Consider the following 21,010-nt stretch of genomic DNA (forward strand, 5'->3'; position numbering starts at 1 on the left):
TGGCCTCAATCGCCGGCGCCCGCCTCCGCGGACGGCATCGGTTCCTTGGACGTTCGCTCCGCTCGATGCTGTCCGGGGCTCACGCCCCAAAAAGCACGCGCCGCGAAGCCGCTCACGCGGCTTCGAGCGATCGTTCGGTTTTTGTGGGTATAGGCCGATCAGGCCGGGACGGCGTCGGCCTCTGCCCGGCAATCCGGCTCCTCGGTCGGCGTCTCGCGGTCGGCCGCGGCGAGGCGGACGGCGTGGTTGATCACCGCCATATGGGTGAAGCCCTGCGGTACGTTTCCGCGCTGCTCGCCCGTTTCCGCGTCGATCTCCTCGGCGAACAGGCCGAGATCGTTGCCCCGCGCCAGCAGCCGCTCGAACAGGGCGGTGGCCTCGTCGTTACGGCCAGCCAGCGCCAGACAGCCGACCCGCCAGAAGGAGCAGGCGGTGAAGGTCGCCTCGTCGCCCTCCAACCCGTCGTCCATCCGGTAGCGGTAGATGAGGTCGCCCGCGCCGAGTTCCTCGCCGACCCGCTCCAGGGTTTTCGCGACGCGCGAATCGTGCGGATCGAAGGCGCCGAACAGCACGGTGCGCAGCACTGCCGCATCGAGATCGTCCGATTCGTAGGCCATGGTGTAGGCGCCGCGCGCCGCGTTCCAGCCGCGCGCATGATACTCCGCTCGGATCTCGGCCGCGGCCCGCTCCCACCGGGCGATCGTGTCCGGACTGGCGAGACGGTGCTTCGGGTCGGCGCGGGCGATCTGCACGGCGCGGTCGAGACCGACCCAGAGCATCGCCTTGGTGTGCACGCTCTGGCGCTTCTCCGTGCGCATCTCCCACAGGCCGTGGTCGGCCGCGTGGCGGGCCCGCAGGATGTGGTCGGTGAGATGGCCAAGCGCCTCGGGCAGGTGGTCGTTGACCTTCACCGGCGGGTCGTATTCCACCGCCTCGAGGTAGCCGTGGAGGGCCACCAGGAACTCGCCGTAGATGTCGTACTGCTCCTGATCCGCCGCCGCGTTGCCGATCCCCACCGGGCCGATGCCGCGCCAGCCGCACAGGTGGTCGAGGAATTCTTCCCCCGGCACCGCACCGTCGAGGGCGTACATCAGGTGAAGGTCGCGCCCCCGGCTCGTATCGGCCTCGCGCAGGAAGCGCAGGAACTCGGCGGCTTCGCGCTGGTAGCCGAGATTGACGAAGGCGGTGACGGTGAAGCTCGCATCCCGCATCCAGACGTAGCGGTAATCGTAGTTGCGGTTGCCTGGCACCGCCTCGGGCAGCCCCGCCGTCGCGGCGGCGACGATGCCGCCGGAGGGGCCGTGCGTGAGGAGCTTCAGGGTCAGCGCGCTGCGCAGGACCGTCTCTCGGTAGGGCCCCTCGTAGGTGCAGCGGCCCGACCATTCCTCCCAATAGGCCCGTGTGTCGGCAAGCGACGCATCCACCGCGCCGGGTAGCCCTTCTCCGTCCACGCCATGCTTTTCACCGTGGGCGATCACGAGGTCGGCGCGTTCGCCGGCCCCGAGTGCGAAGGCGCCCTCGGCCTCATCGTCGCGGAGGACGAGCGGAACGGCGCAGACGGCGCGGATGGTGTCCCCGCCGCCGCGGAAGCGGATACAGGTCTCGCCCTCCGTCGTCGCCTCGGTCGGGGCGCGGGCGTAGTCGAAGCTCGGGCGCAGCTGCCAGCGGCCGGAGACGCGGCCGGACCGGCAGGCGAGGCGGCGGACCACCTGAGCTTGCGCTTGGCCGTCCGGTCCCTCTTCCGGCACCGATTCGTGACGGTGAAGCGGCATGAAGTCGGTGAGCACCGCCCGGCCGGAGGCGGTGACGAAGGTGGTCTCGAGGATGTTGGTGCCGGGCAGATACCGACGGGTGATCTCGGTCAGGCCGTCGAGGACGAGGCGGCAGGCACCGCCCCGCTCGCTGTCGAGCAAGGCCAGGAAGACGGCCGGCCCGTCATGGCGGGGCCAGCATAGCCAATCGAGGGAACCGTCTCGGGCGATCAGGGCCGTGGTGCAGGTATCGCCGATTACGGCGTAGTCGGCGATAGCTTTGTCGGTCACGGCCGTTCCCGGTTAAGTTGCGCCGCGCCAACGTCTCCCGGCTCACAAGGTTCGCCCCTGCGACATCAGGCAACGCGACGCGGCGCACCGGTCAGAACCGGGGCGCGCGGCTTCGCATGGACCGCCGCGAATGGCTCCTGGTCGGGCGGTAGGCCCGCCGCGTGCTGTAGCCCCGCCGCGTGCCGTAGCCGCCGGGCCGGCGGTAATTGCCGTTGTTGACGCCGGCGCTGCGGTCGTTGCCGGTGGCGCTCGCCGACGGCGAGAGGCCGCTGCCCGCATTGCCGCTGCTGCCCTGCGCGGCCACGGGGCCGGCGGCGAGGGTGAGCGTTGCGGCCAGGATGAAGAGGCCGCGTCGAAGCGGAAGTTTCATGGTTCTCGACCCTTTCGGAAAATGCGGCCCCGGACGGGCTCCGTGAGGGAGCGAACCGTGGCTCAGACGGCTTGTTCCCCGCCGATCCACGTGCCGAGCACCGCCCTGTCGGCGGAAAGCGCGACGAGATCGGCCGCAAAGCCGGGGACGATCCGGCCGAGCCGGGTGTCGAGCCCGAGAAAGCGGGCCGGGGTCAGCGAGGCCATGGCCAAGGCCTCCGCGAGGGAGGCGCCGCCACGCGTGCTCATGTGGCGGACAGCCTCCGCCATGGTGATCGCCGCGCCCGCCAGGGTGCCGTCCTCGCCGGTGAGCCGGTCGCCGGTCCGGACGATCCGGCGTCCGAACAGGGTGAAGGACGCGTCCGCGCGGGTGTCGCCGACCGGTGGCATGGCATCGCTCACCAGCATCAGCCGCTCGCTTCCCTTGAGGCGCAGGGCCAGCCGAAGCTGGTCGTCGCCGACATGGTGTCCGTCGGCGATGATCCCGGCAAAAGTCTCGGCCTCCGAGAGGGCGACGCCGACCGCGCCGGTCTCGCGCGGGCCGATCTGCGACATGGCGTTGAACAGGTGGGTGAAGCCGGTGAGCCCTTCCGCCATCGCCGCCCGGATCGCGACCCCGGTATCCGCCGTATGCCCGGCGCAGACGCGGGCGCCGCGGGCGATGAGGGCGGCCACCGCGCCGGCCGGCACCTGCTCGGGCGCCAGCGTCACCAGGGTGAGGCCGTGCTCGCCCAGGCTGGTCAGGAGTTCGGCGTCGCCGGGGCCGAATTCTGCGAGCCGGGATGGGTCGTGAATGCCGATCCGCTGCGGGCTCAGGAACGGCCCTTCAAGGTGGATGCCGAGGATGCCGGGGACGCCCGCCTGGATCGCCGCCGCAACGCCCGCGATGGCCGCCCGGATCGCGGGCCGCGTGTCGGTGATGAGGGTCGGCAGCAGCGCGGTGGTGCCGCCGCGCCGGTGCGCCGCCGCGATCCGGGCGATGCCGGCCACGCTGGAATCGTCGTTGAGGAGCACCCCTCCGCCGCCATTGACCTGACAATCGATGAAGCCCGGCGCCAGCACAGCGCCTGCCGGCAGCCGGACGAGGGGAACATCCTTTGGCGGCTCGGCGGTGACGTCGATGATGTGCCCGCCGCGCAGCACGACGGTGCGGTCGCCGAGCATCCGCTCGCCATCGAAGACGCGCTCAGCAGCGATCGCGTGATGATCCCGGGTTCCCAAAGGGATCATCCCTTTGGCGGGGACTCGGGGCAGCGCCCCGATGTCGTCCCAGGGCTCCGCCCTGGACCCGCGAAAGGGCTCGCCCTTTTGAAGCCCGGACTCGTCATCACAGCGTCTCCGTCACCTTGGTGAGGCCGGCCGGCTTGTCCGGGTCGAGGCCGCGGCGGCGAGCCTCGGCCTCGATGGCGCGGTAGGCCGGCACCAGCATGGCGATGGGGTCGCAGGCCGGATGGCCGTCGCCGAGCCAGGGCAGGGTGCCGAGGGGACCGCCGCAGGCATGGACCCGCATTCCGTCGCGGTTGAGGTCGCGCACGAGCGCGTCCACGCCCTCGGCCAGCGGATCGGCCTGGCGCAGGGCTAGGACCGGCGTTGCGACTGAGACGGAGGCGCGGGGCCCGTGGCGCAACTCCGCCGCCGAGTAGCCGAGCGCGGGCAGGCGCAGGGTCTCCGCGAGCTTGAGGGCGATCTCGCGCAGGGGCCCGAGCCCGTGTCCGCGCCCGGTGACGAAGGCCGCCGGGGCGCCCGCGAGATCGGCACTCCAGGCCGACCAGTCGAGGGCGAGCGCCTGTCTCAGCCGCTCCGGAAGGGCGGCAAGGCCCCGTTCCAGCTCGCTGTCGCCGGCCCAGGCCGAAACCAGCGCCGCGCCCGCGATGGCTGAATTCGTCACCGTCTTGGTGGCGGCGACCGCATGCTCCGGCCCGGCGAGGATCGGCAGGACGAGGTCGCTTGCCCGCGCGGCCGGGGAGTCGGGATCGTTGACGAGGGCGAGCGTCAGGGCGCCGCCGGCCCGCGCCGCTTCCGTCGCCGCGACGAGATCGGGCGAGCGGCCCGATTGCGAGACCACGATGAAGAGCGCGCCCGCCACGTTCGGCGGACGGTCATAGCCCGTCACCACCGAGGGCGCGGCGGCCGAAACCGGCAGGCTGAGCCGCGTCTCGATCAGGTAGCGCAGATGCACGCCGGCATGGCCCGAACTGCCCCGCCCGCACACCACCACGAAGGGGAAGCTCCTGGCCCGCAGCGTCGCGCCGATCCGGGCTGCTTCGCCGGCTACCAGCAGAGAGGCGGCATCGGGGATCTCGGCGATTTCCCGCGCCATGAAGGTCGTTGCGCTCATGATCGGCCCACCTCGCGAAGCGCCCGGCGCAGGTTGCCGTCATGGCGCAGGAGCAGGTCGTCGGCCCGCATGGCGCTCATCCCCCCGGCGAGCAGCACCGCACGCTTGATGTCGCCCTCGGCTCGCGTCAGGGCGTCGGCGGCGACGTCTGCCGGGCAGCCGGCGAGCTCGGAGACCATGGCGACGCCGCGGGCGCGCAGCTTCCGGTTGGTCGCGCGCATCGCCACCATCCGCCCGCGATAGACCCGGCCGAGCCGGATCATCACCAGGGTCGAGAACAGGTTGAGGATCACCTTCTGGGCCGTGCCCGCCTTCATGCGGGTGGAGCCCGCCAGCACCTCGGCCCCCGTGGCGGCGAGGATGCCGTGGGCGGCCTCGCGCAGGATCGGCGCGTCGGGGTTGTTGCTGACGCCGACGGTAACGGCGCCGCGGCTGCGGGCGGCCTTCAGCGCCTCGACGGTGAAGGGCGTCGAGCCGCTGGCGGCCAGCCCCACCACCACGTCGCGCGGGCCGATCTCGGCGCTTGCGATCCAGGCGGCGCCGTCGGCGGCGGAATCCTCCGCATCCTCCACCGCGCGCAACAGGGCGCCCTCCCCGCCGGCGATGGCGAAACCGAGCTGCACCTCCGGCCAGTCGAAGGTCGGCGGCAATTCCGCCCCGTCCTGCACGCCGATCCGCGCGGAGGTGCCGGCCCCGACATAGACCAGCCGCCCGCCCTCGCGCAGGCCCGGCTCGGCGGCCCGCGCCGCCGCATCGATCGCCGGCAGGGCCGGCCCCACCGCCGCCACTGCCGCGAGCTGGCCCTCCCAGAGCGCCTGGAGGATGTCGAGCCCGCCCCAGGCGTCGAGATCGACGTAGCGGGCGCTGGCGTCCTCGGTCCTCATACCTTGCGTGCCCTGCTCGTCCGCATCGCGTTTACCTGATTCCGTCTTCGGCACTGCATCACGCGCCTCGCCTGTTCGAAAGAGGTCATCTCCGGTGCGGTTCCGCCGGACGCGGAAAACGGCCGTCGGCGCGGTTTGGCTGCATGCGATCCGACGCGATCAGGGATCGGTTGGCCCGTCCCGGCGTTCGGTTGGCGCGCGCCGCTCCGGCTCCTTGCAGGCGGCGCGCTGCAATCCGGCCGGGGGAGAGGGCGTGCAACAGGAGCAGATCGAGGCGCATGCCGAGGAACGATCGGAACTCGCGTCGGATGAGCCGGCATCGGCGGCGTCGCGGCGCTTGCGCCTGCTCACCTACAACGTCCGCCATTGCCGCGGCACCGACGGGCGGGTCGCGCCGGAGCGGGTTGCGCGGGTGATCGCCGCCCTGGCGCCCGACATCGTCGCGCTCCAAGAGGTCGATGTCGGGCGCCCGCGCACCGACGGTCTGGATCAGGCGGAGGAGATCGCCCGGCTGGTCGGAATGTTCTCGCATTTCCATCCGGCCCTGCACATCGAGGAGGAGCGCTACGGCGATGCCGTGCTCACCCACCTGCCGTCGCGGCTCAAGCGCGCCGGCCCCCTGCCCGGCCTGCTGCGGCGCCCCGGCCTGGAGCCAAGGGGGGCGCTGTGGGTCGAGGTGACGGCGGGCGCCAGCAAGCTTCAGGTGCTCACGACTCATTTCGGATTGCTCGGGGCGGAGCGCGTCGCCCAGGCCAAGGCGTTGCTCGGGCCAGACTGGCTCGGCGATCCCGCCTGCCACGCGCCGACGGTGCTGCTCGGCGACTTCAACGCCATGGGCTGGTCGCGCGCCTACCGCCGGCTGAGCGGACGCCTCACCGATGCCCGGCGGCTCACGGGGGAACGGCGCTGGCGGCGCGGCGGCGCCACCTTCCCGAGCCGCTTCCCCCTGCTGCGCGTCGATCATGTCTTCGTCAGCGAGCGCGTCGCCGTCGAGCGCATCGCGGTCGTGGACACGCCGCTGGCGCGGAAGGCGTCCGACCATCTGCCAGTTCTGGCGGAGATCCGGATCGAGCCGGGTTGAGGGTCTTTCCGCGCGCGAGCATGGTCGTCCGCGGGCCGGCCCGACGACCGGCCGTGGACGGGAGAGGATGCGCGCACGATGACGAAGACGACCGGACCCCTGACCGCTCTCGGTCTCGCCGCCCTGACCGCATTGTCCGCCGGGCCGGCGCGGGCCGAGTCGCCGCGGATCGCCGTAGTCGCGACCGGCGGCACCATCGCGATGAAGCTCGATCCCACGACCCACGCGCCGGTCCCGGCCCTCTCGGGCGAGGATCTCGTCGCGGCGGTGCCGAAGCTGAAGGACATCGCCACCATCGAGGTCACCGAGTTCAGCAACGTGCCGAGCGACTATATGGGCCCGGACCGCTGGCCGGCGCTGACCGCTAAGCTCGACGCGCTGCTCGCCGATCCCGGCATTCGCGGGGCGATCGTGCTGCACGGGACCGACACCCTCGATCAGACCGCCTACTTCCTCGACCTGACGCTCAAGAGCGACAAGCCGGTGGTGCTGGTGGGCGCCCAGCGCAACGCCTCCGACGCGGATGCGGACGGCCCGCGCAACCTCCTCAACGCCGCCCGCCAGATCCTGGCCGAGGGCGCGGTGGGCCAGGGCGTGACGGTGACGCTCAACCACCGCATCAACGCGGCGCGCGAGGTGCGCAAGACCCACACCAGCAACGTCGAGACCTTCAATTCGGGGGAGGCGGGCATCCTGGGATACGTGGACGAGGACCGCGTCGTGTTCAGCCGCCGCTCCTTGCGCCGCCAGACCCTGCCGCTGCCGGAGCGGATGCCGCGGGTCGATCTCGTGGCGATGTATGCCGGCGCCGACGGTTCGCAGGTCCGGCACGCGGCCGAAAGCGGGGCCGAGGCGATCGTGGTCGAGGCCTATGGCTGGGGTAACGTCAACGCCGAGATGCACGACGCCATCGCCGAGGTCATCGCCAAGGGTGTGCCGGTGATCGTGGCGACCAGGGTCCATGACGGGCGCGCCCTACCCGTCTACGGCTTCAAGGGCGGCGGCAACACCCTGCGCAAGGCCGGCGCGGTGTTCGCGGGCGACCTCACGCCGGACAAGGCGCGCATCCTCACCCTGATCGCCCTGCCCACGGGCAAGGAGGCACGGAAGGATCAGGCCGCTTTGCAGGCGGTGTTCGACAAGTAGCCGCGCGCCTTCTGCTCTCTGGGACCGCCTCGACTTCGCGCGCATACCCTCTCCCCGCGTTCGGGGAGAGGGGGAGCCGGGTAAAATCCAACCGTCCGACCGTCACGGTGGAGGGTTCATGAGGCGCCTAGTGCCGCCTTCTCCGGTTGTGAGGCGGTGTCCTCCTCCAAGAAACTTGAGCCGCCAACCCGGCGCAGCGCCTTGCGGCGGTGCCAGGGGCGCCACGCGTCGGCGGGGCTCACCGGGTCGCCGAGGTGGAAAGCCTCGACGAGGCGGGCCACTGGGCCGCGGCGGGAGGGGACGAGGGGGCAGACCCGCGAGCACGGCATCAAGCGGGGATCGTCGAGCACCGCGCGCAGGGAGCCGCGCGCCGCGAAGGCTTGCCCGAACACATCGGGCGGGCAGCCGCCGTGATGGGAGAGCAGCCGGACGAGCAGCCGCCGCAAAGCCGCGCGGGCCTCGGCGTCGTCGGCCGGCACCTCCACGGCGAGGTCGCACTCGGTGTCGTAGCCGAGGGAGCGGTTGTTGAGGTTGGTCGAGCCGATCCGCAGCAGGCGCTCGTCGATGATCGCGACCTTGGCGTGGACCAGGATCGGCCGGCCCTTCTCCGTGTGCGGCGCCACGATCCGCAGCCGGTCGAACCGGTCCGCGCGGCGCAACGCCCTGATCAGGCCACGGCGGGCGCTGTCCATGGTCAGACGGTCGAAGCCGCTCGGGCTGCGCTCGGACAGCACGATCACGATCTCCGGCCCGTCGGGTTCGGCGAGGCGCTCGGCCAGCGCCTCCGCGACGACCGGCGAGGTGAGATACTGGTTCTCCAGATAGATGAAGCGCTCCGCTGCGCGGATCGAGGCGCGATAGAGCGCGGCGCTCTCCGTCACCGCCGGGCGCCCAGCCAGCGGCGGATCGGTGCGGGCGAGCCCCACCGTCACGTCGGTCAGGTGCGGCGCGAGGGTTTCGGGCCAAGGATCCAAGTCCGAGTCCCCGTCCGGATCGCCGTCGGCAGACGGAAGGCTTTCGCCGGTGGCGCGGCGCCAGCGCTCGCGGGCCAGATCCGCCAGCGCCCGCGCGGCGTCACGATCGACCAGCATCATCACGTCGTGGCGCGGCGGGTAGTCCTCGCCGGAGGGCAGGCGGCGGCGGGGGTCGCGGTCGCGGTGGGCGGGGGTGTCCCAGCGGTTCACCTCGAAGTCGCTGCCGCCGCTGAAGGCGATCGCATCGTCGATCACGAGGATCTTCTGGTGCTGGCAGGCGCCGAGGGGCAGCGTGCCGTCGATGCGGAAGTCGATCTCGGGCCCGAGGCTCTCCCGCACGCTGTCGGGGGTATGGTCGTTGCCCGCCGAGATCGGCCAGGGCATGTCCCAGATCAGGATGCGGATGGCGAGTTTCGGCCGCGCGGCCTTCAGGCGCCGCAGCAGTTCCGCCAGGGTCTCGCCCGCATCGGGGGAATCTCCCGGCAGCAGGCGCGCGCGCGGATCGAAGCTCCAGCCGATCAGGGTGATGGATGTCCGCGCCTTCAGCAGCGCCGCATGGGCGGCGGCGAAATAGGCCGCGCCGTCATGCAGCACCGCGACGCGCCCCGCCCGCTCCTGTCGCCAGCAGGTGAGCCCGGGCCGCAGCCAACTCTCGGACGATCCTTGACCCACCCCGCGTTCCATCCTCATGCGCGCACCGAGCTGCTACGCCGCGACGGCGCGCTCATCCCCTGTTCGAGCGGAACGCTCATCGTGCCCCAGCCTTTCCCAGCTTGAGTTTGCCGGCTTCAAGCTTGGCCCGCACCCGGCGCCGGGTGAGTTCCACCGCGGCGACGGTGGCGAGGAGGCCGAGGCCGAGGGTGATCCAGTGGGTCGGCTCGTCGCTGCCGGCATGGCGGCCGATGACGCCGAGATAGACGCACACCACCGTGCCCGGCAGCATGCCGATCACCGTGGAGACCAGATAGGCGGAGGTGCGAACATCCGTCACCCCGAAGACGTAGTTCTGGGCGTTGAACGGCACGAAGGGGCTGAGCCGCATCAGAGTCATGAGCCGCCAGCCGCCGTCGCCGACCGCCTCCACGGTGGCGTTCAGCGCCGGCCGGCGCTCGATCAGTCCCCGCACCCGCTCGCGGAACAGGTGGCGGGCGGCCACGAAGGCGAGCCAGGAGCCGAGCGTTGCCGAGAACAGCACCACCGGCATCACCGCCCAGCCGAAGGCGACGGCCCCGGCGATGGTGAGCGGCGTGCCCGGCACGACGAGAAGGGTCGCCAGGAAGAACAGCACGCCGAAGGCGAGGAGGCCGTAGGGACCGAGGCCGTTCGCCCAGTCCGAAAAGGCGCGCAGCCAGTCCTCGACGGGCAGGAGGTACCATGCTCCGACCGCCAGCGCGGCGGCGCCGGCCGTGGCTGCCCAGGTCTGGGCCGAGCGGCTGGGTTTATCCATTCGGTGGCTCGAAAGGGGGAACGGTGCGCCTGTCGCACGCGTCCCCAAACCGTTGGCCGGCGTAACTGTTCCGCCAAGCTCGGCCGTTATCGCGCGCGGTTCGATGGGCGCCTACGCGGCGCGGCGCCGGTCCCGACCGCTTTGCCGTCACCAGTCGCGGTCGAGTCGCACCGCGATCCGGCTCGGGCGCGCGCCCGCGAGCGTCCGTTCGAGGGAGGTGAGCGCTTGGCGCGCCTTGTTCAGGCGGGGGCTCCGCCAGCGGCGCTCGTGGCCTCTCGGCGCGATCACCGCCTCGCCGAGTCGGTCGCCCGCGAAGACCAGACGGTCGACCGCCCGTCGGATCGTCGGCGTCTCCTGGGTCAGGACGCAGAGGTCGGAGAGATAGTTGCGCAGGGCGTGCAACTCGTTGCGGCCCCCGCCCTCCCCTGCCAGCGCGACGAGCGTCCGCTCCATGGCCACGATGAGATCCGCCAGCGGCTCGGGTACGCCACGGGAGACTCCGTCGCCATCCCGGCGATCACGTCCGTCCCGTTCAGGCCCGTGCAGGGCGACTCCCATCCTGGCTCCCAGCTTCATCCGGCGCGGCAAGGGCTGCCGCGAATCGCGATGGTGATTGGTGTACGAAGGGTTAACAACCTCAACTGTTAAATCGATACAGGTCCAGGAAAAAAATGTGAAAAATAGTTTCAACGGTTCCGGGCGCCTCGCCTCACCCGGCATCATGGCCGGATGCCGCGCGTCATCGCCCCCTCAGACCGACAAAGGGCGGTCCGTCAGCGACGGGGCATCCTGCGAGACCCTCTGAGGGCGTAGACGAGGGCCGCGGCGGTCATCAGCGCGAGGGCGTACCATGTCAGCGCGTAGACGAGATGGTTGTTGTGGAAGGCCACCACGGTGAGGCCGCCGACCGTCAGGCCGCCAGGATTGGGCGCGGCGTCGGCATCCACGAAATAGGGCGCGACCTCATTCGGCGTGCCGCCGATCCCGCGGGCGGCGGCGATGGCCGCGACGTCGCGAGAGTACCAGCGGTCGGCCGCCGGATCGTTGTGGCGCAGGAAGGCGCCGCCGGGCTCGGTCAGGCGCAGCAGGCCCGTGACCGTCACGTCCCCGTCCGGCTCACCCGCGGCACGGGCCGTGCGCTCGCGGGCCTCCGTCGGCACGAAGCCGCGGTTGACGAGGACGGTGAAACCGCGGTCGGTCGCGAGCGGCACCAGCACCCAGAAACCGGCGCCGCGGGCGGTCACCGCCTGGACCAGCGTGGCGCGATCGTAGGCGAAGCGCCCGGTGAGGCGGACCCGCCGGTACTCGGCGGAGGCGGCCGTGAGACCGGCCCATTCCTCCGGGCCCGGTGCAGGCGCGGGCTCGGCGCGAATGCGGGCCTCGACCCGGTCGATCAGGTCGAGCTTCCAGATCCGGCGCTCGACCTGCCACGTGCCGAGGCCGAGGAAGACGCCCGTCACCGTAAGGCCCGCCAGGATCAGCGCGAGCCGGACGAGCAATGGGCGCCGCCGACCCGTTGCCGGGGCGGCGGGCGCCGGAGTGTCGGGTTTGCGGGACGCGTCAGGGAGCGTGACGCATCTCCTCGGGCGAGATCGGCATCATGTTGGTGTTGAGGTGGTGCATGACCCAGATCGACCCGCACAGGGTGATGACCACGAGGGTAATCGTGAAGATCAGCGCCATGAAGGTCCAGCCGCCCTCCGACTTCGTGTTCATGTGCAGGAAGTAGATCATGTGAACCACGATCTGCACCGCGCCCAGACCGAGGATGACGACGCCGGTGATGAGCTTGTCGCCCAGCACGTCGCCCATCACCAGCCAGAACGGGATCGCCGTCAGGATGACGGAGAGCACGAAGCCCGTGACGTAGTCTTTGAAGGAGCCGTGGCCGTGGGCATCCTGCCCATGGCCGTGATCGTCGGCGTGCGCTGCCCCGCTCATTGCAGGACTCCCATCAGGTACACGAAGGTGAAGACGCCGATCCAGATGACGTCGAGGAAGTGCCAGAACATCGACAGGCACATCAGCCGGCGCTTGTTCTCCGCCCCGAGGCCCTTGAGCCGGGTCTGGATCATCAGGGTGACGAGCCAGATCAGGCCGAAGGTGACGTGCAGGCCGTGGGTTCCGACCAGGGTGAAGAACGCGGACAGGAAGCCGCTGCGCTGGGGCGTGGCGCCTTCGTGGATCAGGTGAGCGAACTCGTAGAGTTCGAGCCCGACGAAGGCCGCGCCGAACAGGCCGGTGATCGCGAGCCAGAGCTGGGTCTTGGCGAGGTCGTCCTTCTCCATCGCCAGCATGGCGAAGCCGTAGGTGATGGAGGAGAACAGCAGCATCGACGTGTTCACCGCCACGATCGGCAGGTCGAACAGGTCCTTGGGCGAGGGCCCGGCCGCGTAGCTGCGGCCGAGCACGGCGTAGGTGGCGAACAGGACTGCGAAGATGAGGCAGTCGCTCATCAGGTAGATCCAGAAGCCGAGCATCGTGCCCCTTCCGGGTGATGCTCGCCCTCGAGATCGAGGAAGTCCGGCACGTCGGCGCCGGACATCCGGTCGCCGGCGAGGGTGTGGGTCGCGTGCGTTGCCATGATGCTGCTCAGACCCGCGCCGCGAGCGCTTCGGTCCGCTGTTGCTCGGTCCGGCGGACCGTCTCAGCGGGGATGTAGAAGTCGCGGTTGTAGTTGAAGGTATGGGCGATCGTGATCGCCAGCATCGCCACGAAGGTGAGCGCTGCGAGCCACCAGATGTACCAGATCATCGCGAACGAGAAGACGATGCTGACCACGCCCAGGATCACGCCGGTGGCGGTGTTCTTGGGCATGTGGATCGGCTTGTAGCCCGAGAGCGGACGCTGGAAGCCGCGGGCCTTCATGTCCCACCACGCGTCGAGGCTGTGCACCACGGGCGTGAAGGCGAAGTTGTAGTCCGGTGGCGGCGAGGAGGTCGCCCATTCGAGGGTCCGGCCTTCCCACGGATCGCCGGTCACGTCGCGCAGCGCCTCGCGGTTTTTGATCGAGACCGCGAACTGGACGATCATCGCACCGATGCCCAGCGCGATCAGACCCGCGCCGATGGCGGCGATCACGAACCAGATCTGCAGCGAAGGGTCGTCGAAGTGCTGGGCACGGCGGGTCACGCCCATGAGCCCCAGCACGTAGAGCGGCATGAAGGCGACGTAGAAGCCGATGGTCCAGAACCAGAAGCTGACCTTGCCCCAGAACTCGTCGAGCCGGAAGCCGAAGGCCTTCGGGAACCAGTAGTTCACGCCGGCGAACATGCCGAACAGCACGCCGCCGATGATCACGTTGTGGAAGTGCGCGATCAGGAACAGCGAGTTGTGCAGCACGAAGTCGGCCGGGGGCACGGCGAGCAGCACGCCGGTCATGCCGCCGATGGTGAAGGTGACCATGAAGCTGACGGTCCACAGCATCGGCACATCGAAGCGGATGCGGCCGCGGTACATCGTGAACAGCCAGTTGAAGATCTTCGCGCCCGTTGGGATCGAGATGATCATCGTCGTGAGGCCGAAGAACGAGTTCACGCTCGCGCCCGAACCCATCGTGAAGAAGTGGTGCAGCCACACGAGGTAGGACAGGATCGTGATGACGACGGTCGCGTAGACCATCGAGGTGTAGCCGAACAGGCGCTTGCCGCTGAAGGCCGAGGTGACCTCCGAGAACACGCCGAAGGCCGGCAGGATGAGGATGTAGACCTCCGGATGACCCCAGATCCAGATGAGGTTGAAGTACATCATCGGGTTGCCGCCGAGGTCGTTCGTGAAGAAGTGCGTGCCGACGTAGCGGTCGAGGCTCAGCAGCGCGAGAACGGCGGCGAGGATCGGGAAGGCGGCCACGATGAGCACGTTCGTGCACAGCGAGGTCCAGGTGAAGATCGGCAGCTTCATCATCGACATGCCGGGCGCGCGCATCTTCACGATGGTCGCGACCAGGTTGATGCCGGACAGCGTCGTGCCGATGCCCGCGATCTGCAGGCCCCAGATGTAGTAGTCGACGCCGACCCCCGGGCTCATGTCCGCGCCCGAGAGCGGCGGGTAGGCGAGCCAGCCGGTGCGGGCGAACTCACCGACGAACAGCGAGATCATGATCGTGGCCGCGCCGGACACCGTCATCCAGAACGAGAAGTTGTTCAGGAACGGGAAGGCGACGTCGCGCGCGCCGATCTGCAGCGGCACGACGTAGTTCATCAGGCCGGTGACGAACGGCATCGCCACGAAGAAGATCATGATCACGCCGTGGGCGGTGAAGATCTGGTCGTAGTGGTGCGGCGGCAGGAAGCCCTCGTTGGAGCCGAACGCGATCGCCTGCTGCGAGCGCATCAGCAACGCGTCGGCAAAGCCGCGCAGCAGCATCACGAGCGCCAGGACGACGTACATGATGCCGATCTTCTTGTGGTCGACCGAGGTCAACCAGTCGCGCCAGAGCGGACCCCAGAAGCGGAAATAGGTGATGGCGGCGATCACCGCGATCCCGGCCACGGCGACGCCTGCGAAGGTCACTTGCAGGATCGGTTCGTGGAACGGGATGTCCTCCAAGGAGAGGCGCCCGAACAGCAGGTGCTGCAGGTCCGTGTTTGCGAACATGGGTTGAAACTCGTCCGTAAATCCTGAGGCGGCGACGGATCAGTTGTTGGTCTGGTCGGGAGCGGAGTGGCCTTGGCCGCTCCCCTCGTGGTTCTTATCGCCGTCCGGCGTTTCGCTCTTGGGCGCGCGGTGCGAGGCCGGGGTCGTCGCCCCCGGGGCTTCGTCGCCGCGCTGCACATGGCGGTTGTCGTACTGGAGCCGCTCGGCGTTCTCTTGGCTTTCCTTGCCGGCGCCGCCCTTGGCGTCGATGGTCATCATCTCGTGCATGCACATCTTGCCGGGCACGGCGCACATGCCGAGGATCTTGCCGAAGAGGCCGTCGGCAAACGAGGCGTAGTAGGTGACGGGAACGCGCTCGCTCGGGCGCTCGAGTTCGAGATAGGCATCACGGCTCAATTCCGAACCCTGCTGCTTCACTTTGGCAATCCACTGGTCGAAGCCGTCGCCGTCGAGCCCATGGAACTTGAACGTCATGCGCGAGAAGCCGGTGCCGCTGTAGTGCGACGACAGCCCGTCATAGGCGCCCGGCTTGTTGATCACGGCGTGAAGCTGCGTCTGCATGCCGGGCATCGCGTAGATCATGCCGGCGAGCGCGGGGATGTAGAAGGCGTTCATCACCGAGGAGGCGGTGATCTTGAAGGTGATCGGCCGGTTCACCGGCGCGGCCAGCTCGTTGACCGTCGCGACGTTGTATTCGGGGTAGAAGAACAGCCACTTCCAATCGAGGGCGACGACCTCCACCTCCAGCGGCTTCACCTCCGCCGCGACCGGCTTGCCGGGCTCGATGCGCGAGAGCGGCCGGAACGGGTCGAGGGTGTGGGTGCTGATCCAGGTCAGCGCGCCGAGCGCGATGATGATCATCAGCGGCGCGGTCCAGATCACCACTTCGAGCCCGGTCGAGTGGTCCCAGTCGGGGTCGTGGCGGGCCGCCGTGTTCGACGCGCGGTAGCGCCACGCGAACAGCAGGGTCAGCACGATCACCGGGATGATGATGAGCAGCATCAGCCCCGTCGAGGCGAGGACGAGGTTGCGCTGCTGCATGGCGATGTCGCCGGAGGGCTGCATCACCACGAGGTTGCAGCCGGCGAGCAGGCCGAACAGCGGCAGGAGGACGAGACCCCGCAGGATCCGGCTCGCGGAGCCGGCCCCGGCACGGGCTCTCATTGAACGGTCGGCGGTCATGGCCACGAATCTTCGTTCCATCGCAAGGGCCGCGCGGGTGACTTCCCGCGTGGCGGCGGTTCGTTTCTCTCCGGAGAGGCCGAGCCGACGGTGTCGGCTCGGCCTCTCCGGGACCTTGTTGTGACGCGCTTTCTGGCGCCGGACCGGCATCCAGGGTTCGGCGGAAAGCGCTCCCGGTCCCGCGGCGAGATGAGTCTCCGCCCGCGGGGCCAAACTCACATCTGGCGCATCTCGGACCGGTCGAGGGAGAGCGCGAGCAGCGTCGCCAGGGCGCCCGACAGCAGGTACACGCCGACCATCGCGAGCCCGTACTCGGTGGAGAGGTACAGCACCACGAGGGGGGCGAAGCCCGCGCCGAACAGCCAGGCGAGGTCGGAGGTGAGCGCCGCGCCGGTGTAGCGGTAGCGCCCGCCCAGCCGCGAGGTCACGGCACCGGCGGTCTGGCCGTAGGACAGGCCGAGCAGCATGAAGCCGATATTGACGTAGATCGTCTGGCCGATGGCGTTCTCGCCGAAGATCAGCGGCGCCAGGATGCTGCCGCAGGCGAACACGGCGATCAGCCCGGCGCTGATGAGCAGCACGTTGCGCCGCCCGATCTGGTCGGCGATCAGGCCCGAGGCGGCGATCGCGCCGGCGCAAACCATGGCGCCGGAGAACTGCACCATTAGGAAGTCGCCGGCGGAGCGTTCGCTCGACAGGGCGAGCCACGCGATCGGGAAGATCGTGACGAGGTGGAACAAGGCGAAGCTCGCCAGCGGCACGAAGGCGCCGATCCACACGTCGAGGGCGTGGTGGCGGGCGAGATCGACGACGCTGACGGGCTCGAGCCGACCCTTGTCGAGAAGCCGGGTGAATTCGGGGGTGGCGACGAGCCGGAGCCGCGCGAACAGGGCCACGACGTTGATGGTGAAGGCGCAGAAGAACGGGAAGCGCCAGCCCCAGTCGGTGAAATCCTCAGGGGTCAGGTTGACAGAGAAGAACGCGAACAGCGCGCTCGCCACCATGAAGCCGAACGGTGCGCCGAGCTGCGGGATCATCGCGTACCAGCCGCGGCGCTCCCGCGGCGCGTTGAGGGCGAGCAGCGAGGCCATGCCGTCCCAGGCGCCGCCGAGCGCGAAGCCCTGCGCGACCCGCAGCACCGCGAGCAACTCGATGGCGACGACGCCGATCGAGTTGTAGCTCGGCAGGAAGCTGATCGCCGCGGTCGAGCCGCCAAGCAGGAACAGGGCAAGGGTGAGCTTCACCCCGCGTCCATGCCGCTTGTGGACCCACATGAAGAAGACCGACCCGAGCGGGCGGGCGATGAAGGCCAGCGCGAAGATGGCGAACGAGTAGAGCGTGCCCGTGAGCGGGGCAGCGAAGGGGAAGAACACCTTCGGGAACACCAGCACCGAGGCGATGCCGAACACGAAGAAGTCGAAATATTCCGACGCCCGCCCGATCACCACGCCGAGCGCGATGTCATTGGGGCTGACGTCGTGGTGGCTCATGGCCACTTGCGCGTCGCGCTCGAGCGGGTGGGAATTGGCCGTGGCGTGGTCGGTGGTCATCGCGGGCAGCCGGCTCGCCTGAAGGTGATCGGAGCCGCCGCCTTGGCGCGGCGTTCGGGACGTGCCTAGCGGATGGCTTGACATCCGCAAAGGGGTTTTGGCGACGCGTGTTGCCGCACAGGACGGCTATGCAGCGAAAGCAGAGGTCATGCGCTCAAGCGCAAAAATCTCAGCCCGAAACGCGTGAGATGCATAATACAACTGGTTTCATCTGTGCGTGATCGTCTCGAATCCGCCGGGTGCCGCGGGATGCCGCCGACACCGGCGCGGGGACCACCGGCGCCGGCCCGCCCGGCCTCAATGGCTGGGCGCTGCCGCGTCGCGCGAGGGCGGCCTGATCCTGTACCAGCCGACATAGAGGGCGGGCAGGAACAGCAGCGTCAGGGCGGTCGCGGCCAGGATGCCGCCGATCATCGCGTAGGCCATCGGCCCCCAGAACACCTCGCGGGCGATCGGGACCAGGCCGAGACTCGCCGCGGCCGCCGTGAGCAGGATCGGCCGCATGCGGTGGCGGGTGGCCTCGACCACCGCGTCCCAGGGCGCCATCCCCTCGGCCTCGCATTCCTCGATCTGGCTGACCAGGATCACGGCATTGCGCACGATGATACCGATCAACGCCAGGATGCCGAGGATGGCGACGAAGCCCATCGGCTTGTCGAACAGCAGCAGCGCCGGGACCACGCCGATCAAGCCTAGCGGCGCGACGGAAAAGACCAGGAAGAGCTTCTGGAAGCTCTGGAGCTGGATCATCAGGAACACCGCCATGGCCAGCAGCATCACCGGCACGACGGCGGCGATCGGGCCCTGGCCCTTGCCCGCCTCCTCGACCGCGCCGCCGACCGCCAGCGTGTAGCCCTCCGGCAGCGCCTTCATGTAGGCGTCGATGGCCGGCTGGAGCGCGGCGACGACGGTGGGGGGCTGGGTCGCGTCGTTGATGGTGGCGCGCACGGTGAGCGTCGGCACCCGGTCGCGGCGCCAGACGATCGGCTGCTCCAGATCGTAATCGATCTTGGCGAAGGCCAGGATCGGCACGACCGAGCCGTTGGAGAGCGCGACCTGAAGGCTCTGGAGCGTGTCGAGCGAGGTGCGCTCCACGGTGCGCGCCCGGCCGACCACGTTCACGAGGTAGATCGAATCGCGCACCTGCGTGATCGCTTGGCCGCCGACGACGGCGTTGAGAATGCCGGCGATGTCCTGGCTGGTGACGCCGAGCTGGCGCGCCTTGTCCTGCAGGATCTCGACGCGCAGCACCTTGCCGGGCTCGTTCCAGTCGAAGGTCGGCACGGCGAGCCGCTTGTCGGTCGCCACCACGTCGGCGAGCTTCAGCCCGAGCCGGCGCACCTCCTGCACGTCGGGGCCGGAGAGACGGTACTGGATCGGGCGCCCCACCGGCGGGCCGAGGCTGAGCGGCTGCACCAGGACGTCGGTGCCGACGAAGTCGTGCCGGCCGAATTTCTGCAGCCGCTCCATGACTGCGTCGCGCACCTCCAGCGACTTCGTGACGATCACGATCTGCCCGAAGAAGGCGTTGGCGAGCTGCTGGTCCAGCGGCAGGTAGAAGCGCACCGCGCCCTGGCCGACATAGGAGCTCCAGCGCTCGATGTCGGGATCGGCCTTCAGCCGGGCCTCGAAGCGGTCCATCTGCGCCCGCGTCTCGGCGATGGTGGCGTTCTGCGGCAGGGTCAGGTCGACGAGAAGCTCGGAGCGGTCTGAGGACGGGAAGAACTGCTGCTGCACGTGCCCCATCCCGACCACCGCCAGCCCCATCAGGGCGACGCAGGCGATCACGGTGATCCAGCGCAGCCGCATCGCGACCCGAAGGACCGCCATGAAGATGCGGGTGAACAGGCCCTGCCGCTCGGCATGGTGCTTCATGGTCTTGGGCAGGATGGTCACGCCGAGCAGCGGTGCGAACAGCACCGCGACCACCCAGGAGACCAAGAGCGAGGCGGCGATCACCACGAACAGCGAGTAGGTATACTCGCCCGCCGAGGAGCCGTTGAAGCCGATCGGCAGGAAGCCCGCCACCGTCACCAGCGTGCCCGTGAGCATCGGAAAGGCGGTTGAGGTATAGGCGAAGGTCGCCGCCTTCTTCAGGTTGTCACCGAGTTCGAGACGGGCCACCATCATCTCGACGGTGATCATCGCGTCGTCCACGAGCAGGCCGAGCGCGATGATGAGGGCGCCCAGCGAGATGCGCTGGAGCGTGACGCCCATGATCTGCATGACGACGAAGACGATGGCGAGCACGAGCGGGATCGAGATCGCGACGACGAGCCCGGCGCGCAGGCCCAGGCTCACGAAGCTCACAACCAGCACGATGACGACCGCCTCGACCAGCGCCTTGGTGAAGCCGCCGACCGCCTCCTCGACGATCTTGGGCTGGTCGGAGACGAGGTGGATGCCGACGCCGATGGGCAGCTTGCCCTCGACGTGGTGCATGCGCTCCTTCAGATCCTCGCCGAACTTGAGCAGGTTGGCGTTGGGGCGCATGGCGATGGCCAGCCCGATCGCCGGCTTGCCGTCGACGCGGAACAGGGCAGCCGGCGGGTCCTCGTAGCCGCGGGAGATCTCGGCCACGTCCGCGAGGCGGAAGAAGCGGTCGTTGAAGCGCAGATTGACGTTGCGCAGCGACTCCTCGGACGAGAACTGGCCGCTCACCCGCAGGCTTACCCGCTCCGACCCCGCCTGGACCACGCCGGAGGCGGCCACCGCGTTCTGCGATTGCAGCGCCTTGATTAAGGCCTGGAGATCGATGCCGTAGCCCGCGAGCTTGCGGGTCGAGAAGTCGAGATAGATCGTCTCGCCTTGCACGCCCATGAGCAGGGTCTTGCCGATATTGGGCACCTTGAGGATCTCGGTGCGCACGCCCTCGACGTAGTCGCGCAGCTGCCGGTGGGTCAGGCCGTCGGCGGTGAAGGCGTAGACGTTGCCGTAGACGTCGCCGAACTCGTCGTTGAACGACGGGCCCTGCACGCCCTGCGGGAAGGTGTGCTGGATGTCGCCCAGGCGCTTGCGCACCTGATAGAAGGCAGGCTGGATCTCCTCCTTCTTCGTCGTGTCGCGGAACTGCACGAACACCGTCGCCTGCCCCGGCGTGGTGTAGCTGCGCACGTAATCCAGCGCATTGATCTGCTGGAGCTCCTTCTCGATCCGGTCGGTGACCTGATCGAGGGTGTCCTTGATCGTCGCGCCGGGCCAGCTCGCCTGCACCACCATGGTCTTGATGGCGAAGGGTGGGTCCTCCTCCCGGCCGAGGCGCGAATAGGCCATCACGCCCGCCACGAGGCAGACGAGCATCAGGAACCAGACCAGCGAACGGTGGCCGAGCGCCCAATCGGAAAGGTTGAAGTCCTTCACGCGCGGAAACCTTTGCAGAATGTCTTGCCGGGCCGAATCCC

General features: G+C 69.4%; 16 protein-coding genes and 1 pseudogene. 2 read left to right on the forward strand and 15 right to left on the reverse strand.

Going from position 1 to position 21,010, the window contains the following annotated elements:
* Window positions 1–158: 158 nt before the first annotated feature.
* The 5 genes from MSPGM_RS21820 to MSPGM_RS21840 form a co-directional block, all read right to left on the reverse strand.
* Window positions 159–2,042 carry a glycoside hydrolase family 15 protein gene (locus MSPGM_RS21820; protein WP_003605254.1) on the reverse strand — a complete coding sequence of 628 codons (1,884 nt, stop codon included), beginning with the start codon at window positions 2,040–2,042 and terminating at the stop codon, window positions 159–161.
* A gap of 91 nt (window positions 2,043–2,133) precedes the next feature.
* A complete protein-coding gene (locus tag MSPGM_RS21825; RefSeq protein ID WP_003605253.1) occupies window positions 2,134–2,412 on the reverse strand; it encodes a hypothetical protein in 279 nt (92 codons plus the stop codon).
* A gap of 62 nt (window positions 2,413–2,474) precedes the next feature.
* Entirely contained in the window at window positions 2,475–3,641 is a 1,167-nt protein-coding gene (nagA, locus tag MSPGM_RS21830; protein ID WP_043766544.1) for an N-acetylglucosamine-6-phosphate deacetylase, read from the reverse strand.
* Window positions 3,642–3,738: 97 nt separating this feature from the next.
* Window positions 3,739–4,749, reverse strand: a complete 1,011-nt coding sequence (locus MSPGM_RS21835; protein WP_003605251.1) for an SIS domain-containing protein — start codon at window positions 4,747–4,749, stop codon at window positions 3,739–3,741.
* Window positions 4,746–5,633, reverse strand: a complete 888-nt coding sequence (locus MSPGM_RS21840) for an N-acetylmuramic acid 6-phosphate etherase (protein ID WP_015857464.1) — start codon at window positions 5,631–5,633, stop codon at window positions 4,746–4,748. The genes MSPGM_RS21835 and MSPGM_RS21840 overlap by 4 nt, the downstream gene beginning before the upstream one ends.
* 253 nt (window positions 5,634–5,886) lie before the next feature.
* Here MSPGM_RS21840 and MSPGM_RS21845 point away from each other — a divergent pair, with 253 nt between their 5' ends.
* Together MSPGM_RS21845 and MSPGM_RS21850 are read left to right on the forward strand one after the other, a co-directional pair.
* Window positions 5,887–6,714: an endonuclease/exonuclease/phosphatase family protein gene (locus MSPGM_RS21845; protein WP_015857465.1), complete on the forward strand. Its 828-nt coding sequence runs from the start codon at window positions 5,887–5,889 to the stop codon at window positions 6,712–6,714.
* A gap of 78 nt (window positions 6,715–6,792) precedes the next feature.
* Window positions 6,793–7,860, forward strand: a complete 1,068-nt coding sequence (locus MSPGM_RS21850) for an asparaginase (RefSeq protein ID WP_003600104.1) — start codon at window positions 6,793–6,795, stop codon at window positions 7,858–7,860.
* A 116-nt stretch (window positions 7,861–7,976) separates the two neighbouring features.
* On the opposite strand, the gene MSPGM_RS21855 is transcribed toward MSPGM_RS21850, so the two are convergent.
* From MSPGM_RS21855 to MSPGM_RS21900, 10 genes and pseudogenes are all read right to left on the reverse strand, one after another.
* Window positions 7,977–9,524 carry a phospholipase D-like domain-containing protein gene (locus tag MSPGM_RS21855; protein ID WP_315974095.1) on the reverse strand — a complete coding sequence of 516 codons (1,548 nt, stop codon included), beginning with the start codon at window positions 9,522–9,524 and terminating at the stop codon, window positions 7,977–7,979.
* 58 nt (window positions 9,525–9,582) lie between these two features.
* A complete protein-coding gene (locus MSPGM_RS21860; protein WP_015857466.1) occupies window positions 9,583–10,281 on the reverse strand; it encodes a TVP38/TMEM64 family protein in 699 nt (232 codons plus the stop codon).
* Between the two features lie 147 nt (window positions 10,282–10,428).
* Entirely contained in the window at window positions 10,429–10,839 is a 411-nt protein-coding gene (locus tag MSPGM_RS21865; RefSeq protein WP_003600107.1) for a hypothetical protein, read from the reverse strand.
* 215 nt (window positions 10,840–11,054) lie between these two features.
* Complete coding sequence (locus MSPGM_RS21870; RefSeq protein ID WP_261925911.1) at window positions 11,055–11,780, reverse strand: SURF1 family protein; 726 nt, start codon at window positions 11,778–11,780, stop codon at window positions 11,055–11,057.
* Between the two features lie 61 nt (window positions 11,781–11,841).
* Complete coding sequence (gene cyoD, locus MSPGM_RS21875; RefSeq protein WP_003600111.1) at window positions 11,842–12,222, reverse strand: cytochrome o ubiquinol oxidase subunit IV; 381 nt, start codon at window positions 12,220–12,222, stop codon at window positions 11,842–11,844.
* Window positions 12,219–12,826, reverse strand: a pseudogene (gene cyoC, locus MSPGM_RS21880) (cytochrome o ubiquinol oxidase subunit III). Before cyoC ends, cyoD begins: the two are co-directional and overlap by 4 nt.
* Before the next feature lie 47 nt (window positions 12,827–12,873).
* The gene (gene cyoB, locus MSPGM_RS21885; RefSeq protein ID WP_003600114.1) at window positions 12,874–14,877 is read right to left on the reverse strand and encodes a cytochrome o ubiquinol oxidase subunit I; all 2,004 of its coding nucleotides are present in this window, start codon (window positions 14,875–14,877) and stop codon (window positions 12,874–12,876) included.
* A gap of 39 nt (window positions 14,878–14,916) precedes the next feature.
* Window positions 14,917–16,041, reverse strand: coding sequence for a ubiquinol oxidase subunit II (cyoA, locus tag MSPGM_RS21890; RefSeq protein ID WP_015857467.1), 1,125 nt, complete (start codon window positions 16,039–16,041; stop codon window positions 14,917–14,919).
* A 233-nt stretch (window positions 16,042–16,274) separates the two neighbouring features.
* Window positions 16,275–17,609 carry an MFS transporter gene (locus tag MSPGM_RS21895; RefSeq protein WP_003600117.1) on the reverse strand — a complete coding sequence of 445 codons (1,335 nt, stop codon included), beginning with the start codon at window positions 17,607–17,609 and terminating at the stop codon, window positions 16,275–16,277.
* A gap of 297 nt (window positions 17,610–17,906) precedes the next feature.
* Entirely contained in the window at window positions 17,907–20,969 is a 3,063-nt protein-coding gene (locus tag MSPGM_RS21900) for an efflux RND transporter permease subunit (RefSeq protein WP_003600118.1), read from the reverse strand.
* Window positions 20,970–21,010 lie beyond the last annotated feature (41 nt).

It is taken from the genome of Methylorubrum sp. GM97, assembly GCF_024347855.1.
GTDB classification, from domain to species: domain Bacteria; phylum Pseudomonadota; class Alphaproteobacteria; order Rhizobiales; family Beijerinckiaceae; genus Methylobacterium; species Methylobacterium extorquens.

Coding starts and splice junctions, on each gene's coding strand:
- cyoA (WP_015857467.1), bottom strand. CDS start 16,041: ATGAGAGCCCGTGCCGGGGCCGGCTCCGCGAGCCGGATCCTGCGGGGT.
- cyoD (WP_003600111.1), bottom strand. CDS start 12,222: ATGAGCGGGGCAGCGCACGCCGACGATCACGGCCATGGGCAGGATGCC.
- MSPGM_RS21895 (WP_003600117.1), bottom strand. CDS start 17,609: ATGACCACCGACCACGCCACGGCCAATTCCCACCCGCTCGAGCGCGAC.
- MSPGM_RS21865 (WP_003600107.1), bottom strand. CDS start 10,839: ATGGGAGTCGCCCTGCACGGGCCTGAACGGGACGGACGTGATCGCCGG.
- MSPGM_RS21860 (WP_015857466.1), bottom strand. CDS start 10,281: ATGGATAAACCCAGCCGCTCGGCCCAGACCTGGGCAGCCACGGCCGGC.
- MSPGM_RS21840 (WP_015857464.1), bottom strand. CDS start 5,633: ATGAGGACCGAGGACGCCAGCGCCCGCTACGTCGATCTCGACGCCTGG.
- MSPGM_RS21835 (WP_003605251.1), bottom strand. CDS start 4,749: ATGAGCGCAACGACCTTCATGGCGCGGGAAATCGCCGAGATCCCCGAT.
- nagA (WP_043766544.1), bottom strand. CDS start 3,641: ATGATCCCTTTGGGAACCCGGGATCATCACGCGATCGCTGCTGAGCGC.
- MSPGM_RS21825 (WP_003605253.1), bottom strand. CDS start 2,412: ATGAAACTTCCGCTTCGACGCGGCCTCTTCATCCTGGCCGCAACGCTC.
- cyoB (WP_003600114.1), bottom strand. CDS start 14,877: ATGTTCGCAAACACGGACCTGCAGCACCTGCTGTTCGGGCGCCTCTCC.
- MSPGM_RS21850 (WP_003600104.1), top strand. CDS start 6,793: ATGACGAAGACGACCGGACCCCTGACCGCTCTCGGTCTCGCCGCCCTG.
- MSPGM_RS21855 (WP_315974095.1), bottom strand. CDS start 9,524: ATGAGGATGGAACGCGGGGTGGGTCAAGGATCGTCCGAGAGTTGGCTG.